Source organism: Shinella sp. HZN7, assembly GCF_001652565.1.
Taxonomy (GTDB): domain Bacteria; phylum Pseudomonadota; class Alphaproteobacteria; order Rhizobiales; family Rhizobiaceae; genus Shinella; species Shinella granuli.
In genome coordinates this window covers 941155-957988 of record NZ_CP015736.1, presented here as the reverse complement: position 1 = coordinate 957988, position 16834 = coordinate 941155, and the positions used below count along the sequence as shown (strand labels likewise).

15 protein-coding genes are annotated in these 16834 nt (G+C 65.7%); 5 read left to right on the top strand and 10 right to left on the bottom strand.

From position 1 onward, the window contains the following. Positions 1–361: 361 nt before the first annotated feature. From shn_RS36925 to shn_RS04610, 4 genes are all read right to left on the bottom strand, one after another. Positions 362–1513 carry a carbohydrate ABC transporter permease gene (locus shn_RS36925; protein ID WP_064329364.1) on the bottom strand — a complete coding sequence of 384 codons (1152 nt, stop codon included), beginning with the start codon at positions 1511–1513 and terminating at the stop codon, positions 362–364. Beyond that, a complete protein-coding gene (locus tag shn_RS04620; protein WP_064329363.1) occupies positions 1513–2535 on the bottom strand; it encodes a carbohydrate ABC transporter permease in 1023 nt (340 codons plus the stop codon). Before shn_RS04620 ends, shn_RS36925 begins: the two co-directional genes overlap by 1 nt. A gap of 68 nt (positions 2536–2603) precedes the next feature. Continuing rightward, entirely contained in the window at positions 2604–3830 is a 1227-nt protein-coding gene (locus shn_RS04615; RefSeq protein ID WP_064329362.1) for an ABC transporter substrate-binding protein, read from the bottom strand. Between the two features lie 54 nt (positions 3831–3884). After that, the gene (locus shn_RS04610) at positions 3885–4940 is read right to left on the bottom strand and encodes an ABC transporter ATP-binding protein (RefSeq protein ID WP_064329361.1); all 1056 of its coding nucleotides are present in this window, start codon (positions 4938–4940) and stop codon (positions 3885–3887) included. A gap of 309 nt (positions 4941–5249) precedes the next feature. On the opposite strand from shn_RS04610, the gene shn_RS04605 reads away from it, so the two are divergent. Genes shn_RS04605 through shn_RS04590 form a run of 4 tightly spaced genes read left to right on the top strand, consistent with a single transcriptional unit; the run spans position 5250 to position 8957 of the window. Further along, positions 5250–6263: a hypothetical protein gene (locus shn_RS04605; protein ID WP_064329360.1), complete on the top strand. Its 1014-nt coding sequence runs from the start codon at positions 5250–5252 to the stop codon at positions 6261–6263. Between the two features lie 18 nt (positions 6264–6281). Next, positions 6282–7088: an HpcH/HpaI aldolase/citrate lyase family protein gene (locus tag shn_RS04600; RefSeq protein ID WP_245337365.1), complete on the top strand. Its 807-nt coding sequence runs from the start codon at positions 6282–6284 to the stop codon at positions 7086–7088. Positions 7089–7101: 13 nt separating this feature from the next. Further along, positions 7102–8316 carry a 3-oxo-tetronate kinase gene (otnK, locus tag shn_RS04595; protein ID WP_064329359.1) on the top strand — a complete coding sequence of 405 codons (1215 nt, stop codon included), beginning with the start codon at positions 7102–7104 and terminating at the stop codon, positions 8314–8316. Next, complete coding sequence (locus shn_RS04590; protein WP_064329358.1) at positions 8313–8957, top strand: aldolase; 645 nt, start codon at positions 8313–8315, stop codon at positions 8955–8957. Before otnK ends, shn_RS04590 begins: the two co-directional genes overlap by 4 nt. 12 nt (positions 8958–8969) lie before the next feature. On the opposite strand, the gene shn_RS04585 is transcribed toward shn_RS04590, so the two are convergent. Continuing rightward, complete coding sequence (locus shn_RS04585) at positions 8970–10019, bottom strand: LacI family DNA-binding transcriptional regulator (RefSeq protein WP_168168891.1); 1050 nt, start codon at positions 10017–10019, stop codon at positions 8970–8972. Positions 10020–10344: 325 nt separating this feature from the next. On the opposite strand from shn_RS04585, the gene shn_RS04580 reads away from it, so the two are divergent. Beyond that, positions 10345–11508: a cupin domain-containing protein gene (locus tag shn_RS04580; protein ID WP_064329357.1), complete on the top strand. Its 1164-nt coding sequence runs from the start codon at positions 10345–10347 to the stop codon at positions 11506–11508. A 166-nt stretch (positions 11509–11674) separates the two neighbouring features. Here shn_RS04580 and shn_RS04575 read toward each other — a convergent pair whose 3' ends face one another. From shn_RS04575 to shn_RS04555, 5 genes are all read right to left on the bottom strand, one after another. Continuing rightward, on the bottom strand, positions 11675–12448 hold the full coding sequence (locus tag shn_RS04575) for an SDR family NAD(P)-dependent oxidoreductase (RefSeq protein WP_064329356.1): 774 nt from the start codon (positions 12446–12448) through the stop codon (positions 11675–11677). A 200-nt stretch (positions 12449–12648) separates the two neighbouring features. Further along, positions 12649–14133, bottom strand: coding sequence for a mannitol dehydrogenase family protein (locus tag shn_RS04570; protein ID WP_064329355.1), 1485 nt, complete (start codon positions 14131–14133; stop codon positions 12649–12651). Positions 14134–14190: 57 nt separating this feature from the next. Then, the gene (locus tag shn_RS04565; protein ID WP_064329354.1) at positions 14191–14964 is read right to left on the bottom strand and encodes an L-iditol 2-dehydrogenase; all 774 of its coding nucleotides are present in this window, start codon (positions 14962–14964) and stop codon (positions 14191–14193) included. Then, positions 14961–15962 carry an ABC transporter ATP-binding protein gene (locus tag shn_RS04560; RefSeq protein WP_064329353.1) on the bottom strand — a complete coding sequence of 334 codons (1002 nt, stop codon included), beginning with the start codon at positions 15960–15962 and terminating at the stop codon, positions 14961–14963. Before shn_RS04560 ends, shn_RS04565 begins: the two co-directional genes overlap by 4 nt. Positions 15963–15985: 23 nt before the next feature. Next, positions 15986–16810, bottom strand: a complete 825-nt coding sequence (locus tag shn_RS04555) for a carbohydrate ABC transporter permease (protein ID WP_064329352.1) — start codon at positions 16808–16810, stop codon at positions 15986–15988. Between the last annotated feature and the right edge of the window lie 24 nt (positions 16811–16834).

Below are 16834 nucleotides of genomic sequence, written 5' to 3'. Positions count from 1 at the left end.
ATGGGGGATTTCCCTCAACGGGCCTGGCTTGATGCGTCAGAGCCTTGGCTCGATTGGTGTCAGCTTTCCGTTTGTGTTGCCCGCCGCCTAGAGAGGCCGCAGGGTGGCTGACGACGAGCTATCGCTCGATAACCGTCAAGAACATCGAAGCGCTTCGCAATTTCGCGGAGAGCGACGACGACGATTAAAAAGCGCAGCCAAGAGGTTCGACGCGAACCGGCCTCTGGTCGAACGCCACGCAGAGAGAGCCGGGACGGATGCGGGAGCAAGCAATGACGCGGCCGCAAGAAAGGGTATCGCCCGCATGCGAGCCTCGACGGCTTGCCCCCTTATGAGTTCGCAACACCTTCGACTCGAAGCCCTATCCTTTCACCGCGCCAGCGGTCAGGCCGCTGACGATCTGGCGCTGGAACGCCATCACGAGCAGGAACAGGGGCGCGGTGATCGAGACGGCCGCCGCGATGGCTTCGACCTGGTCGGTCGTCGTCGTCTCGCGGTTGAAGTAGGCGGCGATGGCGGGGACCATCGTCATGTCCGACTGGTCGAGCAGCAGCGACGTCACCAGGAAGTCGTTATACGCCAGCAGGAAGCTGAACAGCCCCGTCGTGATCACGCCCGGCCACATCACCGGCATGATGACCCGCCGGAACGCCTGGAAATGGGTGCAGCCGTCGACGCGCGCCGCCTCGTCCAGCTCGGCCGGGATGCTCTGGAAGAACGAGCGCAGCATCCAGATCGTGAAGGGCTGGTTGATCGACACCAGCACGATGATGACGGCGAGCGGCTGGCCGTAGAGGGTCGGCGCATTTTCTCCCAGGAGCGGCCGCAGAAGCTCGGCCGAATTGATGAAGACGGGAAGATAGCCGGCCACGAGCACGGAATGCGGCAGCGCCCTGAAGACGAGCGCGCCGATCAGCAACCAGAAGGCGAGGTTCGAGCCCGAACGCGACAGCCCGTAGCCGGCGAGCGTTCCGACCGTCAGCGAGATCGTCACCACGCCGGTCGTCACGATCGCGAAATTGACGAAGTTCTGCCAGAACGCGTTCTCCACCCAGACGGCATGATAATGCTGCGTCGTGAAACCGATGACCGGATCGAGTGCCATGGCCGCGTTCACCGCCTGCGCCAGGCGCGGCAGCAGGATGAACCCCGCCAGAAGCACGATGATGCAATAGCCGATGAGCGCCAGGATCCAGCCGAGCAGCCTGTAGCCGGGCGGCACGTGGCGGGCGACCAGGCCCGGCAGGACCTTGATCGCAAACCAGATGGCCAGCCCTCCCCCGAGAAGAGCCGCCGCGATATCGGCAAGCGTCAATCCGCTGCCCTGCGCGATCGTGGCCGGTCCCAGGATCACGTCGAAGGGATTGGCGGCAAAGGCGTCGAGGGGTGCCTTGATGCTCATGACCGCGATCCAGGCGATCGGGAACAGGGCAAGCACGCACCAGAAGAGCAGGAAACCGGCCGACACTATCTGCAGCGAGGCGGGCTGGCGCAAAGCCTTTACAGTGGACATCAGCGGGCTCCCTTGTGATCGCGCCAGGACTTGCGCAGCAGCGGAACGAGAAGGATGACGATGCCGATCATGGTCAGCATGGCGGAGGCGGAGGCGCGGCTGACCGCGCGGTTGCCCGCATCGTCCGGCTGCAGCAGGTCGTAGGTCAGCCATTGCAGCGAGATGACATGCGCCTGGCTTCGGAAGCCGACCACTTCCTCGAAGACCCGGTAGGCATCCATGAGATGGATCAGCGAGACGAACACGATCAGCGGCATCAGATGCGGCACGATGACGTAGCGCAGCCGCTCGAAGCGCGAGGCGCCGTCGACCATCGCGGCCTCCAGCGTCTCGCGGTTCATCGTCTGCAATCCGGCATAGAAGATGACGAAGGCGAAGGGCGCGACATGCCAGACGCGGTAGAAGAGCATCAGCAGTTCGATGGTCCATCCCTGCGCGAACATGGCGATCTCGGTGCCGCTCCAGGCCTCCATCGCGCGGGTCAGGATCCCGTCGCCGACGAACAGCCAGCGGATCGACAGCGCGCCGATCACCGGCGTGACGATGAAGGGAAGCAGCGACACGAAGATCACCGGGCCGCGGATCGAGCGCATCGTGTTGTTGACCGCCAGCGCGATCGCAAGACCCAGGCCGACGACCAGCGGCAACGTCACCAGCGTGAAGGTGAGCGTGAAACGCAGCGCCTTCCAGAAATCGATCGACATCAGGGCCTGCCAGTCCCATGCCGACAGCGCGGCGAAGGCGCGGTCGGGCCTGACCACGGCGCGATAATTGTCCAGCCCGACGAAGCGCGTCGTCGTCACGACCGCGCCGTTCTTGTCCAGCACGGGGACGTTCTTGATCTCCGTCGTGCATTGCTGCTCCAGGAATCCGGCCGTGCAGCGCTCGGTCTCGACCCGCTGGATTTGCGGCTGCGTGACAAAGAAACTCTGCACGAACACGCTGGCGAGCGGCGCGGCGATGAACAGCACCATGAGCAACAACGATGGCGCGACAAACGCCGCGAATGTCCTGAAGCGCACCGTCTTCTCCCTGCTTTTGCGAAAACTGTCCGCGGGCCGCGCCGTTCATCGCGGCCCGCGCAAATGGTTCATTGAAGAAGGCCGGCCTCGCGGGCTGCCGTCCCATATTCCTCCTCCGCCGCGCGCAGGGCCGCCTCCGCCGACTTCGCTCCCGTGAAGAAGCCGCTGATCTGGTTGCCGATCGCAGAATGGATGAGCCCCATCTCGATCGTCATGGGATAGGAGATCGGGCCGGGCTGGGCGCTGGCCGTGGCGACCGCGCCTTCGGCAAGGCGGCCGGGCTTGTAGCCTTCGATCAGCCACACGGCATCATCGTTGTGCGCCTGGACCATTTCGGTATCGAGCCCTTCCATTGCGACCCGGAAGGCCGCCTCGGCCGCCTCGTCGGAGATGTTGCGGGGGATCACGACGCCATCCCAGAAGAGCATGGCGACCGGCCGGGCGCCCTCGCCGGCCAGCGGCGAGGCGGCGGTATGGATCTTGCCGACCACCTTGGATTCGGCCTGGTTGTCCGCGGCACCCGCACGGCTCGCCCAGATATTGGCCATGGCGATCTTGCCCTGCTGCATCTGCTGCTGGACGAAGGTGGAATCCGACACGAGATATTCGGGGTCCATGTATTCGCTCGCGCGCTTGAGCAGTTCGAGCGCCTTGATGCCGTTCTCGTTGTTGAAGTTCGGCGTGCCGTCCGCGTTGAGGAAGCTGTCGCCGGCAAGGCTCGCATAGACGTTGAGCCATTCCAGCGCCATGTTCCAGCCGGACATCGTCATGCCGCCGAGCGGATAGTCCACCTTGCCGGATTGCCGGATCTTCTCGGCGGCCTCGAAGACCTGATCATAGGTCTTGGGCACGTCCAGCCCGAGCTCGTCGAAGATGTCCTTGCGATAGGCGAATTCCTGGGTGTTCACCATCATGGCGATGGCCACGATGTCGCCGCCCACCTTGATGAGCTGGTTCGGCTTGAGGTGCTGGCCGTATTTCTCGACCAGATCGTTCAGCGGCCGGATCCTCTTCTCGTTCAGCAACTGGGGAATCGTGTTGTTGGCCACGCCGCCGAGCTGGTAGAGCGCCGGATTTGCGGCAAAGGCGGCGGACTGCTTCAAGCGGAAATCCTGGTCCAGCGATGCCTGGACGTTGCCGCATTCGGCCATCGCATCGGTCACCGACTTCCACGCCTCGAAGGCGGCGCTGAGGACCTTTATCGGCACCTCGTTCGAAAAGCTGCAGGCGGCGTTGGCCGGTCCGGAGCCGAGCGCGGCAAGGACGGCGAAGATGAAGAGATTTCGACGTTTCATTTTGATTCCCCTGCTGTTTGCTGCCGGCACGTTTTCCGGCATTCGTGGTTGGATTTATCCGGCGGTCTCGATGCGGTTGCCTTCAGCGGCATCGAAGAGATGACAGATCCCTGCGGGCACCGAGATCTCGACCGGAGCGCCGATCTCGATGCGGTAATCCTTGTGGGCCTTGACGGTGACGAGCGCGCCGCCGGCGCGCACCGCGACCATCGTGGCGTCGCCCAGAAGCTCCATGGTGTAGGTCGGCGCGACGATGTCGCCGCCGGCGGGCACCACCGAGGCATCCTCGGCCCGAAACCCCAGGACGACGGCGCCGTCCGGCCCGTTAATCCCGGCAATGCGGACGTTCTCGCCGCTGAAGACGCCGCCGCGAAGCTCTCCGGTCATCAGGTTCATGGCGGGATTGCCGATGAAGCCGGCCACGAAGGTGTTGGCCGGCCGGTCGTAGATCTCCACCGGGCTTCCGACCTGCTGGATCACGCCGCGTTTCATGATGACGACGCGGTCGGCCAGCGTCATCGCTTCCACCTGGTCGTGGGTGACGTAGATCGTCGTCACCTTCAGCTCGTGGCTGAGGTTCTTGATCTGCGCGCGCGTCGAAACCCTGAGCTTGGCGTCCAGGTTGGACAGGGGTTCGTCCATGAGGAACACGTTCGGCTGGCGCACGATCGCACGCGCCAGGGCCACGCGCTGGCGCTGCCCTCCGGACAGCTCGCCCGGGCGGCGCTCCAGGAATTCGGTCAGCTCGACCATCCGGGCCGCGCGCATGACCCTTTCGTGATGTTCCGCGGCCGGCACGCGCCGCACTTTCAGCGGAAAACGGATGTTTTCGTAGACGTTCATGTTGGGATAGAGCGCATAGCTCTGGAAGACCATCGCGATGTCGCGGTCCTTCGGATCCAGGCCGTTGACCCGCCGCCCGCCGATCAGGATGTCGCCCTCGCTGGCCTCTTCCAGGCCGGCGATCATGCGCATGGTGGTCGTCTTGCCACAGCCCGACGGCCCCAGCAGAACCAGGAATTCCTGGTCCGCTATCGTCAGGTTGGTGCGCTCGACACCTGTGAAGCTGCCCCATCGTTTCGTGAGGTTGCGCAAGACGATCTCGGCCATTCGGGTTGAGCTCCTTCCTCTGTGCATTCCCTTTGTGCATTCGAATGCATAAATACCCTAGACACAGAATTTGATATCTGGCAACTAATAATATGAGAGGACGGCGAAAGAGCCCGCGAGGGTTCGGACCCGCCCTGATCCGGCGCGCTTGGGGCATGGCAGCGCACCATGGCCCCGGGTCGGACGACGAAAAACAACCAGCTTTATCGCCCCGGCTTCCGCAGGATGTGCCGGCCGGCGCCGGCCGTGGCGTCGCCGAACAGCCGTGGTCTCCCTTCGCCAGCAACAGGACAGACAAGAGGTACAGTCATGAAAGGTTTTGATCCGAAATGGCGGGATGTCCCGCATTTCATCAACGGCCTCACCCAGCAGATCTGGGAGGACCGCCAGATCGGCAGCCTGCGCCGCCACTATGCCCCGGGGCTGATCGTGCGCTCGCCCGCCTCGGTGGTGGTCGACAACACCAATGTCATCGCGGCGACCATGGCGACCCTTGCGGAATTTCCGGACCGGGAACTGCCGGGCGAGGACGTGATCTGGTGCGAGGACCCGGCCGGCTCGACCGAGACCTCCGACGCCTTCCTGTCCTCGCACCGGCTGATTTCATGGGCACGGCACACGCGGCCCGGCATGTACGGCGCGCCGACCGGAAAGCACTTCGCCTATCGCATCCTCGCCGACTGCGCGATCCGCGACGACACGATCTATGACGAATGGCTGGTGCGCGACCAGTCGGCGATCGTGCGGCAGATGGGCTTCGACGTGATCGACTGGACCCGCGACCTGATCGCGCGCGAGGGCGGGCCGGAGCGTTGCGTCAAGCCGCTGACGAAGGACAACGACGTGCCCGGACCCTATACCGGCCGCGGCAACGACAACGAATGGGGGCAGCGCCACGCCGAGATCCTGAACCGCATCATGGCCGCCGACATGGAGGTGATCCCGCGCAGCTACGACCGCGCCTGCAACCTGCATTATCCCGGCGGCGAGACGCTGTTCGGCCGCGCGCAGGCGGACCAGTTCTGGATGGGCCTGCGGGCCGCCTTCCCCCATGCCGAGTTCAGCATCGAGCACGTCATCGGCCGCGAGGACCCGCTGATGCCGCCAAGGTCGGCCATCCGCTGGTCGCTGTGGGGCAAGCATTCCGGCTGGGGCCGGTTCGGCACGCCGACGCAGGCGCAGGTCTATGTGCTCGGCATCAGCCATGTCGAGTTCGGCCCGTTCGGCGATGACGGCGGCCCGGCGATCCGCAACGAATTCACCCTGATCGATGAAACCGCCATCTGGAAGCAGATCCTGCTTCAGACCGGCGCGCACGACTGACACGCGGGAGCGCACGACATGAACGATCAACCGAACATCCGCCGCAATCCTCTCCGCGAGAGGCTTGCTGAGGGGCAGACCATCGTCAATGCCTGGTTGTCCATCCCCTCGTCCTATTCCGCCGAGGGGATGGGACATGCCGGGGTCCATGCCGCAACCGTCGATCTTCAGCATGGCATGATCGGCCCGGCCGACGCCCTGCACATGCTGCAGGCGATTTCCGCCACACCCGCGGTCCCGCTGGTGCGCGTCCCCTCGCTCGATCCGGCATTCCTGATGCGGGTGCTGGACAGCGGCGCCTACGGCGTCATCTGCCCGATGATCTCCACCGCCGAGGAGACGGCGGAACTGGTGCGAGCCTGCCGCTATCCCCCGACCGGCATCCGCTCGTTCGGGCCGGCCCGCGCCCTGCTCTATGGTGGCTCCGACTATGTGGCGCATGCCGATTCCGAGATCATGGTCATCCCGATGATCGAGACCGTCGCGGCCGTCGAAAACCTCGACGCGATCCTCGCCGTCGAGGGGGTCGACATGATCTATATCGGCCCGAACGACCTCGCTTTCGTGTTCGACGGTCGCGTCGGGCCTGACCGGCGAAAGTCCGAAGAGGTCATCGCCCATGTCCTCGAAAAGGCCAAGGCCGCGGGGATCCCGGTCGGAATCTTCTGCGCCGACGGCGCCGAGGCTGCGCGACGCGTGGCGCAGGGCTTCGCCCTGGTCACGCCCGGCAACGATTTCGGCATTCTCACCCGCGGCTTGCGCGCGGCGGTGGCCGAGACTCTCGGCGCAGCGGCTGCGCGCTCCCCGGCGCAGGGCGGTTATTGATGGAGATCCGCCCATGCTGATCGGCGCCATCGGGGACGACTTCACGGGATCGGCTGATCTCGCCAACATGATCGCGCAGGCGGGGCTTCCCACCCGCCTCTATGCCGGCCCGCTGCCGGCTTCCGCCACCGACGAGGCGGCGGCGATCGTGGCGCTCAAGACCCGCTCGGTCCCCGCAGCCGAGGCCGTCGCCGCCTCGCGCGCGGCGGTGGACTGGCTGCTGAGGCAGGGTGCGGAACACATCCTGTTCAAATATTGCTCGACCTTCGATTCGACCCCGGAGGGCAATATCGGTCCCGTCGCCGAGGCGCTGGCCGACGATCTCGGCGCGGACCGGGTCCTCTTCGTGCCCAGCTTTCCCGCGACGGGGCGCACGGTCTATCAGGGGCACCTGTTCGTCGAAGATCGCCTGCTGTCGGAGAGCCCGCTGGCGCAGCATCCGCTGACCCCGATGACCGATCCCGACCTGCGGCGCTGGCTGGCGCGGCAGACGGCGCAGAAGGTCGGCCACCTGCCGCTGGCCACGCTGCGCGCGGGCGAGGCCAATGCGGCTCTGGTCGACACAGACGCGCGCTTCATCGTCGCCGATGCCATAGACGACGACGACATCGACCGGTTGGGACGGCTTGTCCGCGATGCGCGGCTGGTCACGGGCGGTTCGGCGATCGGCGCCGGCCTTGCCCGCGCCCTTGGCGCACAGGGCATGCACGGTAGCGGCTGGACCGGCGTCGGTGGCCGGGCCGTCCTGCTGGCCGGCAGTTGTTCGGCCGCGACGCTCGGCCAGATCGCCGCCTATGACGGGCCGCAACGCAGGCTGAGCGTGACCGAAGCCCTCTCCGCCGACGACGCCTTCATCCAGACGCTGGCGGCATGGGTGCTCCAACAGGACCGCCCGCCGCTGATCGCCGCATCCAGCCCCGCCGCAGATGTCGCGGCGGCGCAGGAGGCCTATGGCCGCGAGCGCGTGGCCGTCGCAATCGAAAGCACATTCGCGCGTCTTGCGGCGGCCTTGCGCCAGCACGGCGTGCTTCGTTTCGTGGTGGCGGGGGGCGAAACCTCGGGCGCGGTCGCCACGGGGCTCGGCATTACCAGCTTCGAGGTCGGCCCGCAGATCGCGCCGGGCGTGCCCGCGCTGGCGGCCGGCCCCCTGCGGGTCGCGCTCAAGTCGGGCAATTTCGGCGGTCGGGATTTCTTCCACCGCGCACTGGAGGTTCTGGAAGGCCGATGACGGAAACCGAATTGAGACAGGAGCTTTGCGCTCAGGGCGCGGCGCTCGCCGCACAGGGGCATGCGCGCGGCGGCTCGGGCAACATCTCGGCCCGGCTCGCCTCGGGCGGTTTCCTGATTTCACCGAGCGGCCACGCGCTGGGCTCGTTGCAGCCGGATGACCTTTCCCTGTGCGACGACACGGGAACGCATCGTTCCGGGCCGCCGCCCTCCAAGGAACTGCCGCTGCATCTGGCGCTCTATCGCAGCAGGCCGCAGACCGGCGCCGTCGTCCATCTTCACACGCCCTATGCGACGGCCTGGTCCATGGTGGACGGAATAGATCCGGGCAATGCGCTGCCCGCCGTCACGCCCTACGCCGTGATGCGGCTCGGCGCCGTTGCCCTGCTGCCTTTCGCCGTCCCCGGCGATCCCGTGCTCGGCGACTGGATCGCAGGCCTTGCGTCTCGGCATTCGGCGTTTCTGCTTGCGAACCACGGTTCGGTCGTTGCCGCGCGCACCCTCAGGGATGCCGTTTTCGCGGCCGAGGAACTGGAGGAAACGGCCAGGCTGTGCCTGATGCTGCGCACCGTCCCGCATCACGGCCTGACGCCCGATCAAGTGGAAGCGATCGAAGCCCGCTACGGCGATCGCCTCAGGTAGGTGTCCGTGACCTCAAGCAGGCGGCGATCCGTCCGCCGCCAGGCGGGCCGAGCTTCTCTCGATGAGTTCCCCGGACACCATGATCCGGCGCGGCGGCAGGTCCGGGTCGCCGATCCGCGCCAATAGCAGGGACGCCGCTGTTTCCGCCATGTCGACGATGGGCTGGCGGACCGTCGTCAGCGAATAGCCCGGTCGTCCGGCTTCGGCGATGTCGTCGAAACCGATGATGGAGATATCGTCCGGGATGCGCCATCCGAGGTCGAAGCGGCAGGCGTCGATGACGCCGAGGGCAAGCTGGTCGTTGGCGCAGAACACCGCGTCCGGACGCTCCATCCCGCCGACCAGATCCAGAAACCGGCGCCGCCCGTCCGCATAGGAGAAATCGGTGCAGACGGTGGGGATCGACCTCACCCCGAGCTCGGCCATCCGGTCGCGGAACGCATCGACACGCAATTGGCTGACCGGCGCCCGCTCCGGCCCACGGACGCAGACCACGGACCGATGCCCCGCCCGGTAGAGCGCCTCGGCGATCCGCCTGCCCGCGCCGGCATGGTCGAGCGTGATGCAATCCACCAGGCTGGAATCGACGAGACGGTTGAAGAACACCATCGGCACGCCGCGATTGGCGAATTGCCGGATCCAGTCCTCGGGCATCTGCGCGCAGCAGATCAGCCCGTCCAGCGGATATTCCACGGCCTTCTGCAACGAGCTGCCGATGGAATCGTCGTTCTCGATGACCATCAGGAACAGGCTGTTTCCGGCATTCTGCAAGGCTTCGCCAAGCGCATAGATCAGTTCCGGGTTGTTGCGGATCGTGAAGGCGGTGACGATGACGCCGACCACGTTCGACCGCTGCGTGATCAGGGACCGCGCGAGCGCGTTGCCGGTATATCCCATGTCCCTTGCGATCTTGAGGATATGATCGCGCGTCTTCGCCGAGATCTTGGTGTCGTCCTTGAAGCATCTGGAAACCGTCGACTGCGAAACGCCGGCCGCGCGCGCAACATCATAGGACGTCGCCCTCCTGGGGCGCGCTGTCGAAGGGGCTTGCATTCTGTCCATCTCTTCGTCCGTTCCCATCGAACATATCTCTCAACGTCAAGCCCGCAAGGGGCACAGGGCCGATAGCCGCCCGGCCGCGGGCATGCCCTGAAAGCACAAACCCGATTCACGAAATCCACTTTATCTGACTGGCGGGCAAAGAAAAGCATTGCCTGCATTCGAATGCAGAGATATCGTGCATTCGAATGCATAAGAAGTTCACGGCAGAATCTCTGACATCCGGCGGCATGCGCTTTCCTTCGGAGCGCAACCGACAGCCGGCACGGCAGGAATGCTGCTCGTCGTTTCCCCTTTTTCTCAACCTCGCATCAAAGGAGCGATCCCGATGACCCCTACCCCGTCCGCCGTTCACGTGTCCGAGGCGGAAAGCCGGCGCCGTCTTGTCCGTCGCAAGGACATGGTTGCCGAACGCGTTGCCTTCATCGACTGCAAGATGCCCGGTTCGCACCTGAAGGAGAACTATTCGCTCATCGGCCCGGGCGTGACCCAGTCGAAGAATCAGAAGGTCAGCCTGTCGGAACCGCACGGCTTCAGCCTCGGTGTCGCCGCCATGCCCGCCGGGATCACCAACAACTTGCACATCCACTATACCGCCGAAGTCTTCATGATCTTCAAGGGCACCTGGCTGTTCCGCTGGGGTGCCGACGGAAAGGACGGCGAGGTCGTCTGCACGGCCGGCGACGTGGTCAGCATACCGACGTGGATTTTCCGTGGCTTCACGAATGTCGGCGACGGGGACGGCTGGATCTTCACGGCGCTCGGCGGCGATGACACCGGCGGCATCCTCTGGCATCCGCGGATCCTCGAAGTCGCTGCGGAGCACGGCCTGTACCTGACCCGCAACAACCTGCTCGTCGATACCCAGAACGGCCAGCCCAAGCCGGACGATTCCGAACTGATCGAGCCGATGACGCGCGAACAGATCGAGAGCCTGCGCAAATATACCGTCGAGGAAATGAGCCAGAGGGCCGTGCGCCGCGATGACCGCGTCTTCTCCTCCACGGCCCTGCTCGACAGCCGCATCCCGGGCCACGGCGCGGAGCTCGCCCCCGTCCTCGGCCACGGCATCACCGAGGACCGCGATCACGTTCCGCCGATCTCAAACCCGCACGGCATGTCCATCGAATGGGGCCGCATTCCGGCAGGCGGCGCCATCGGCCGGCACCTGCTTCACGAGAAGCAGGTCATGATCGTCTTTTCCGGCGCGGTCGAGATCACGCAGAACGAGGGGGATGCCGAACTGATCCAGACGGTCGACGCGCAGGACCTCTATTCCTTCCCGGCCGACTCCTGGCGGTCGATCCGCAACACCGGCAGCCAGACCGCCGAATTCGTGCTGATGACGGCGGGCGATCACAAGAAGCGGATCCTTTGGTCCGACGAAATCCGCAAGGCGGCTGCCGAGCTGGGCTATGCCATCGATCACAACGGCTATGTCGCACCGCTGGCGCTCTTGCCGCAGAAGGTCAAGAAGGCCCTCGGCGCCTGAGCTTCGGGCACGGTGCAAGGAGACAGGCGAACGAACCGGCTCGAAAGCCTCGATCTGAACGACCAGGATCAGATCGAGGTGCCTGCCGCGATGAAACCCTTCCGCGTCAAGACGGCATGACGGATGTGGCGCAACTCTCGCAAGCCGATGTCGAAAGCGACCCGGATCACCAGATCGTGTAGCCGGCATCGACGAGAAGGACGGAACCGGTCATGCCGCTCGATGCGTCGGACGCGAGGAAGAGGTTGACGGAGGCAACCTCCTCCGGCTCGACCATGCGCTTCATGGGCGTCCCCTCCATCCAATGGCTGAAATAGGCCGGGTCTTGCGCCGTGATGTTCGACATGACGGTGTTGACATAGGTCGGCGCGACGGCGTTGACGCGCACACCGCGGTCCGCCCACTCGCCGGCGAGCGACTTCACGAGATGATGAAGCCCGGCCTTGGACGCGTTGTAGTGAACCTGGTTCTGCGGCTTGTTGGAGATGAAGCCGGACATGGATCCGACCGCGACGATCGCGCCGCGACGGCGCTCCAGCATGCGGCGGCCGAAGGCACGGCAACTCCAGAAGGCGCCGTTGAGGTTCACGTCCAGCACCTTCAGCCAGGCGTCGTCGTCCAGGTCCTCGGCCCGCGTATCCTTCCAGGCGATACCGGCATTGGCGACGAGAATGTCGACTGCGCCTTCATCGCGGTTGAGACGCGCGGCCGCGTCCTCGCAGGCTTCGGACTGCGTCACGTCGAGCAGGATGCCCCTGGCGGCATGGCCTTTGGCCTGAAGGGCCGCGACGACCTCGGCAACGGCGTCCTCTTCAAGGCCGGAGAGGACGACCTTCGCGCCGGCCTCGGCCAATGCTTCGGCCGTGCTGAAACCGATCCCCCGGGTCGCGCCGGTGACAAAGGCGGTCCGGCCATCGAGGCGTTGTCTTTGCAAATACATGTGTTGCTCCATGGGTAATCAGATGTGGCACATCATGCGCCGGCCTGCGGCCGTCGAACAGGCGGCACGCCCCGTGTCGATCGAAAGGCAAACAGTCCGGCCCGGCGCGATCGCAGACCGGCCATCGTGACCGACGGTCAATGGCCCGCCGCCAATCGCGCAATCCTCACCTTCGACGGCTTCCGCGCTGCTGGTCGTCCTCAATTTCGGAGCGTCCCCTTGAGATATGCCTTCAGCGTTGCCCGGGTGCCCTTCTGCTGGAGGGATTTGAGGGCGGTTGTGAAGCGTCTGGCGAAGCGGTTTGATGTTGCGACGGTACCGAAGATGTCCTTGAGTTCGAGGAAGGCGCCTGGGTTGGTCGTTGCGGCGCTTGCGGCGGCGCGGATGCGCTCGATGTTGGGGTCGTTGAAGGTGATGGGCCTGCCGCTGTCCGTGGTGCCGGCGAGGTAGTGGCACCAGAGCGCGGAGACGAGCGCGAGGCCGACGACGTCCTCGCCGCGCGCCAGCCGGTCGGCGGTGGAGGGCAGGATGAACTTCGGCTGGCGGTTGGAGCCGTCCTGGGCAAGGCGCGGGATCGTGTCGGCGATCTTGGGATTGGAGAAGCGGCGTTCGATCAGCGCGAAATAGTCGTCGAGGTCGGTGTCGGGCACGGGCGGGATGACGGGGATGATCTCCTCGCGCTCGAGCTTGGCGAGGAAGGCGCGGATGTCGGGGTCCTCCATCGCCTCGTGCACGAAGTGGATGTCGAGCAGGGCGGCCGGATAGGCGATGGCGGCATGGCCGCCGTTGAGGATGCGGATCTTCATGTGCTCGTAGGGCGCGACGTCGGGCACGAACTGCACGCCGACCGTCTCCAGCGCCGGGCGGCCCTCAGGGAAACGATCCTCCAGCACCCATTGCCTGAACTCCTCGCAGAAGACCGGCCAGGCGTCGTCGATGCCGTATTCGTCCGCCACGATGCCGATCTCGCGCGGGCCGGTGGCCGGCGTGATGCGGTCGACCATGCCGTTCGGGAAGGCGACATTGGCGTCGATCCAGTCGGCAAGGTCGGGATCGGAGAGGCGGGCAAGGCCGGAGACGGCGGCGTGCGTGACCTCGCCATTGCCGGGGATGTTGTCGCAGGACATGACGGTATAGGGCGCAATGGCCTTGTCCCTGCGCGCCCTGAGGCCGGCGAGGATGAGGCCGAAGACGGTCTTCGGGTCGTCCGGGTTGGCAGCATCGGCGGCGATGGCGGGATGGGCCGGGTCGAAGAGGCCGGAGGCCGGGTTGATGAAGTAGCCGCCCTCGGTGATGGTCAGCGAGACGATGCGGATGGCGGGGTCGCAGAGCTGGGCGATGGTGGCCGCCGCATTGCCGGGCGCGAGGTAGCCGATCATCGCGCCGGTGACGCGCGCGCCGGAGCGGTTGTTGTCCTGCTCGACGACGGTGGTCAGGAAATCCTGGCCGGCCAGCTTGTCGCGCATCGCCGCGTCGGAGGGCAGCACGCCGGCGCCGATGATCGCCCAGTCGTGATCGCGGCCAAGGTTGAACAGGTCGTCGAGATAGACGGCCTGGTGCGCCCGGTGGAAATTGCCGACCCCGAAATGCACGATGCCGGCCTTGAGGCTGCCGCGCCCGTAGGCCGGAACGCCCGCGGTCCTTTCGACCGTATCGAGGGTGGCGAGCGACAGTTTCGTGGTCATGGTCCATTCCTTCCGGTTGTCCGGTCTCGTCTCGTTGCCGGTCCGCCCATGCGGGCCTCAGCTCATCCAGTTGCCGCCGTCGACATTGTAGGTCTGCGCGACGACGTAGTTGCTCTCCTTGGAGGCGAGGAAGATCGCCATGCCGGTGAGGTCGTCCGCCGTGCCCATGCGGCCGAAGGGCACCTCTTCGCCGACCAGGCGCTTCTTCTCGCCGAGCGGCCGGTTCTCGTATCTGGCGAAGAGCGCGTCGACGCCGTCCCAGTGCTCGCCGTCGACCACGCCGGGCGCGATGGCGTTGACGTTGATGCCGTGTTTGATGAGGTCCAGCCCCGCCGACTGGGTGAGGCTGATGACCGCCGCCTTCGTCGCGCAGTAGACGGCGACCAGCGCCTCGCCGCGCCGGCCGGCCTGGCTCGCCATGTTGATGATCTTGCCGCCGCGGCCCTGCGCGATCATCTGCCTGGCCGCCGCCTGCAGCGTGAAGAGCGTGCCGGCGACGTTGATCGAGAACAGCCTGTCGTAGCTTTCCCGCGTGATCTCGACGATCGGGGCGAGATCGAAGAGGGCGGCATTGTTGACGAGGATGTCGATGCCGCCGGCCTCCTTCACGCAGGCCGCGACGGCCGCATCGATCGACGCCTGCCGCGTCACGTCCATCTCGACCGCATAGGCGGCCGGCCCGATCTCGCCTGCCGTCGCCCGCGCCCGCCCGATGTCGATGTCGGCGACGGCGACGCGCGCGCCCTCGCGCACATAGGCCTCCGCGAAGCTGCGGCCGATGCCGCGCGCCGATCCGGTGATCAGCGCGCTCCTGCCCTCCAGCCGTTTCATCGGATCGCCTTCCCGGCATCGTCGAAGCGGTGGATGCGGGCCTCGTCGGGGGTGAGGAAGACGGTGTCGCCGTGGGTGACGGGGAAGTCGCCGCCGGCGCGCACGGTCACCATGCCGATGCCCTCGGCATTGACATGCAGGAACGTGTCGGAGCCGAGATGCTCGGCGACGCCGACGACGCCCTTCCAGGTGCCGCCCTCCTTGGAGAGGCGGATATGTTCCGGCCTTATGCCGACGGTCGGGGCGTTCCAGGGCCTGGCCGCCTCGCCCTTGACGAAGTTCATGCGCGGCGAGCCGATGAAGCCGGCGACGAAGAGGTTGTCGGGCTTGTTGTAGAGATCGAGCGGCGAGCCGACCTGCTCGATATTGCCGGCGTTGAGCACGACGATCTTGTCGGCCATGGTCATGGCCTCGACCTGGTCGTGGGTGACGTAGATCATCGTCGTCTTCAGCTGGTGGTGCAGCTCGGAGATCTCCAGGCGCATCGTGCCGCGCAGCGCCGCGTCGAGGTTGGAGAGCGGCTCGTCGAACAGGAAGGCCGAGGGTTCGCGCACGATCGCCCGGCCGATCGCCACGCGCTGGCGCTGGCCGCCGGACAACTGGCCGGGGCGGCGTTCGAGATAGTTGGCGAGGTTCAGGACGCGCGCGGCCTCCGCCACCTTCTTCTCGATGACGGCCGGATCGGTCCTGGCCATCTTCAAGGGGAAGGCGATGTTGTTCTTCACCGTCATGTGCGGATAGAGCGCATAGGACTGGAACACCATGGCGAGCCCGCGCCGGGCCGGGGCCTCCCCGGTGACGTCCCGCCCGTCGATCTCGATCGTGCCGCTCGTCGTGTCCTCCAGGCCCGCGATGAGGCGCAGCAGCGTGGACTTGCCGCAGCCCGACGGGCCGACGAAGACGACGAACTCGCCGTCCTCGATGGTCAGGTCGATGCCCGGAATGACCTGCGTGGCGCCAAAACTCTTGTTGACCTTTTTAAGGATGATCTTGCCCATGATGGTCCCTCCCGTCTGTTTCGTTACTTCACGGCGCCGAAGGTGAGGCCGCGGACAAGCTGTTTCTGGCTGAACCAGCCCATGATCAGGATCGGGGCGATGGCGAGCGTCGAGGCCGCCGAGAGCTTGGCCCAGAACAGGCCCTGCGGGCTGGAGAAGGAGGCGATGAAGGCGGTCAGCGGCGCGGCGTTCGTCGTCGTCAGGCGGATCGTCCAGAACGCCTCGTTCCAGGCGAGGATGATGTTGAGCAGCATGGTGGACGCAATGCCCGGCACCGCCATCGGGGTCAGCACGTAGACGATCTCGCCCCAGAGCGAGGCCCCGTCCATGCGCGCGGCCTCCAGGATCTCGCCGGGGATCTCGCGGAAATAGGTGTAGAGCATCCAGATGACGATCGGCAGGTTGATCAGCGTCAGCATGACGGTCAGCCCGACGCGGCTGTCGAGCAGGCCCGTGTCGCGGAAGATCAGGTAGATCGGCACCAGCACGGCGACGGCCGGCATCATCTTGGTCGACAGCATCCACATCAGGATGTCCTTGGTCCTTCTCGTCGGCGAGAAGGCCATCGACCAGGCGGCCGGCACGGCGACCAGCAGCGCCAGCAGCGTCGAGCCGACCGAGATGATCACCGAGTTCAGGAAGAACTTGAAGTAGTTGCTCTGCGCCTGCACGGCCGCATAGCTCTCCACCGTGCCGGACGGGACGATGCCGAAGCCCTGGATCGCCTCGGTCTCGGACTTGAACGAGGTGATGATCGTGTAGAGGATCGGGAAGAAGAGGATCAGCGCGATGATCCAGGCGGCGATGGTGAAGACGACGGTTCGTCTGGTCGAGACGGCTCTAGCCATGGTCGTATCCCCTTGATGTGAGCT

Coding starts and splice junctions, on each gene's coding strand:
- shn_RS04615 (WP_064329362.1), bottom strand. CDS start 3,830: ATGAAACGTCGAAATCTCTTCATCTTCGCCGTCCTTGCCGCGCTCGGC.
- shn_RS04555 (WP_064329352.1), bottom strand. CDS start 16,810: ATGGCTAGAGCCGTCTCGACCAGACGAACCGTCGTCTTCACCATCGCC.
- shn_RS04610 (WP_064329361.1), bottom strand. CDS start 4,940: ATGGCCGAGATCGTCTTGCGCAACCTCACGAAACGATGGGGCAGCTTC.
- shn_RS04585 (WP_168168891.1), bottom strand. CDS start 10,019: ATGGACAGAATGCAAGCCCCTTCGACAGCGCGCCCCAGGAGGGCGACG.
- shn_RS04590 (WP_064329358.1), top strand. CDS start 8,313: ATGACGGAAACCGAATTGAGACAGGAGCTTTGCGCTCAGGGCGCGGCG.
- shn_RS04575 (WP_064329356.1), bottom strand. CDS start 12,448: ATGTATTTGCAAAGACAACGCCTCGATGGCCGGACCGCCTTTGTCACC.
- shn_RS36925 (WP_064329364.1), bottom strand. CDS start 1,513: ATGTCCACTGTAAAGGCTTTGCGCCAGCCCGCCTCGCTGCAGATAGTG.
- shn_RS04580 (WP_064329357.1), top strand. CDS start 10,345: ATGACCCCTACCCCGTCCGCCGTTCACGTGTCCGAGGCGGAAAGCCGG.
- shn_RS04560 (WP_064329353.1), bottom strand. CDS start 15,962: ATGGGCAAGATCATCCTTAAAAAGGTCAACAAGAGTTTTGGCGCCACG.
- shn_RS04600 (WP_245337365.1), top strand. CDS start 6,282: ATGAACGATCAACCGAACATCCGCCGCAATCCTCTCCGCGAGAGGCTT.
- shn_RS04570 (WP_064329355.1), bottom strand. CDS start 14,133: ATGACCACGAAACTGTCGCTCGCCACCCTCGATACGGTCGAAAGGACC.
- shn_RS04565 (WP_064329354.1), bottom strand. CDS start 14,964: ATGAAACGGCTGGAGGGCAGGAGCGCGCTGATCACCGGATCGGCGCGC.
- shn_RS04605 (WP_064329360.1), top strand. CDS start 5,250: ATGAAAGGTTTTGATCCGAAATGGCGGGATGTCCCGCATTTCATCAAC.
- otnK (WP_064329359.1), top strand. CDS start 7,102: ATGCTGATCGGCGCCATCGGGGACGACTTCACGGGATCGGCTGATCTC.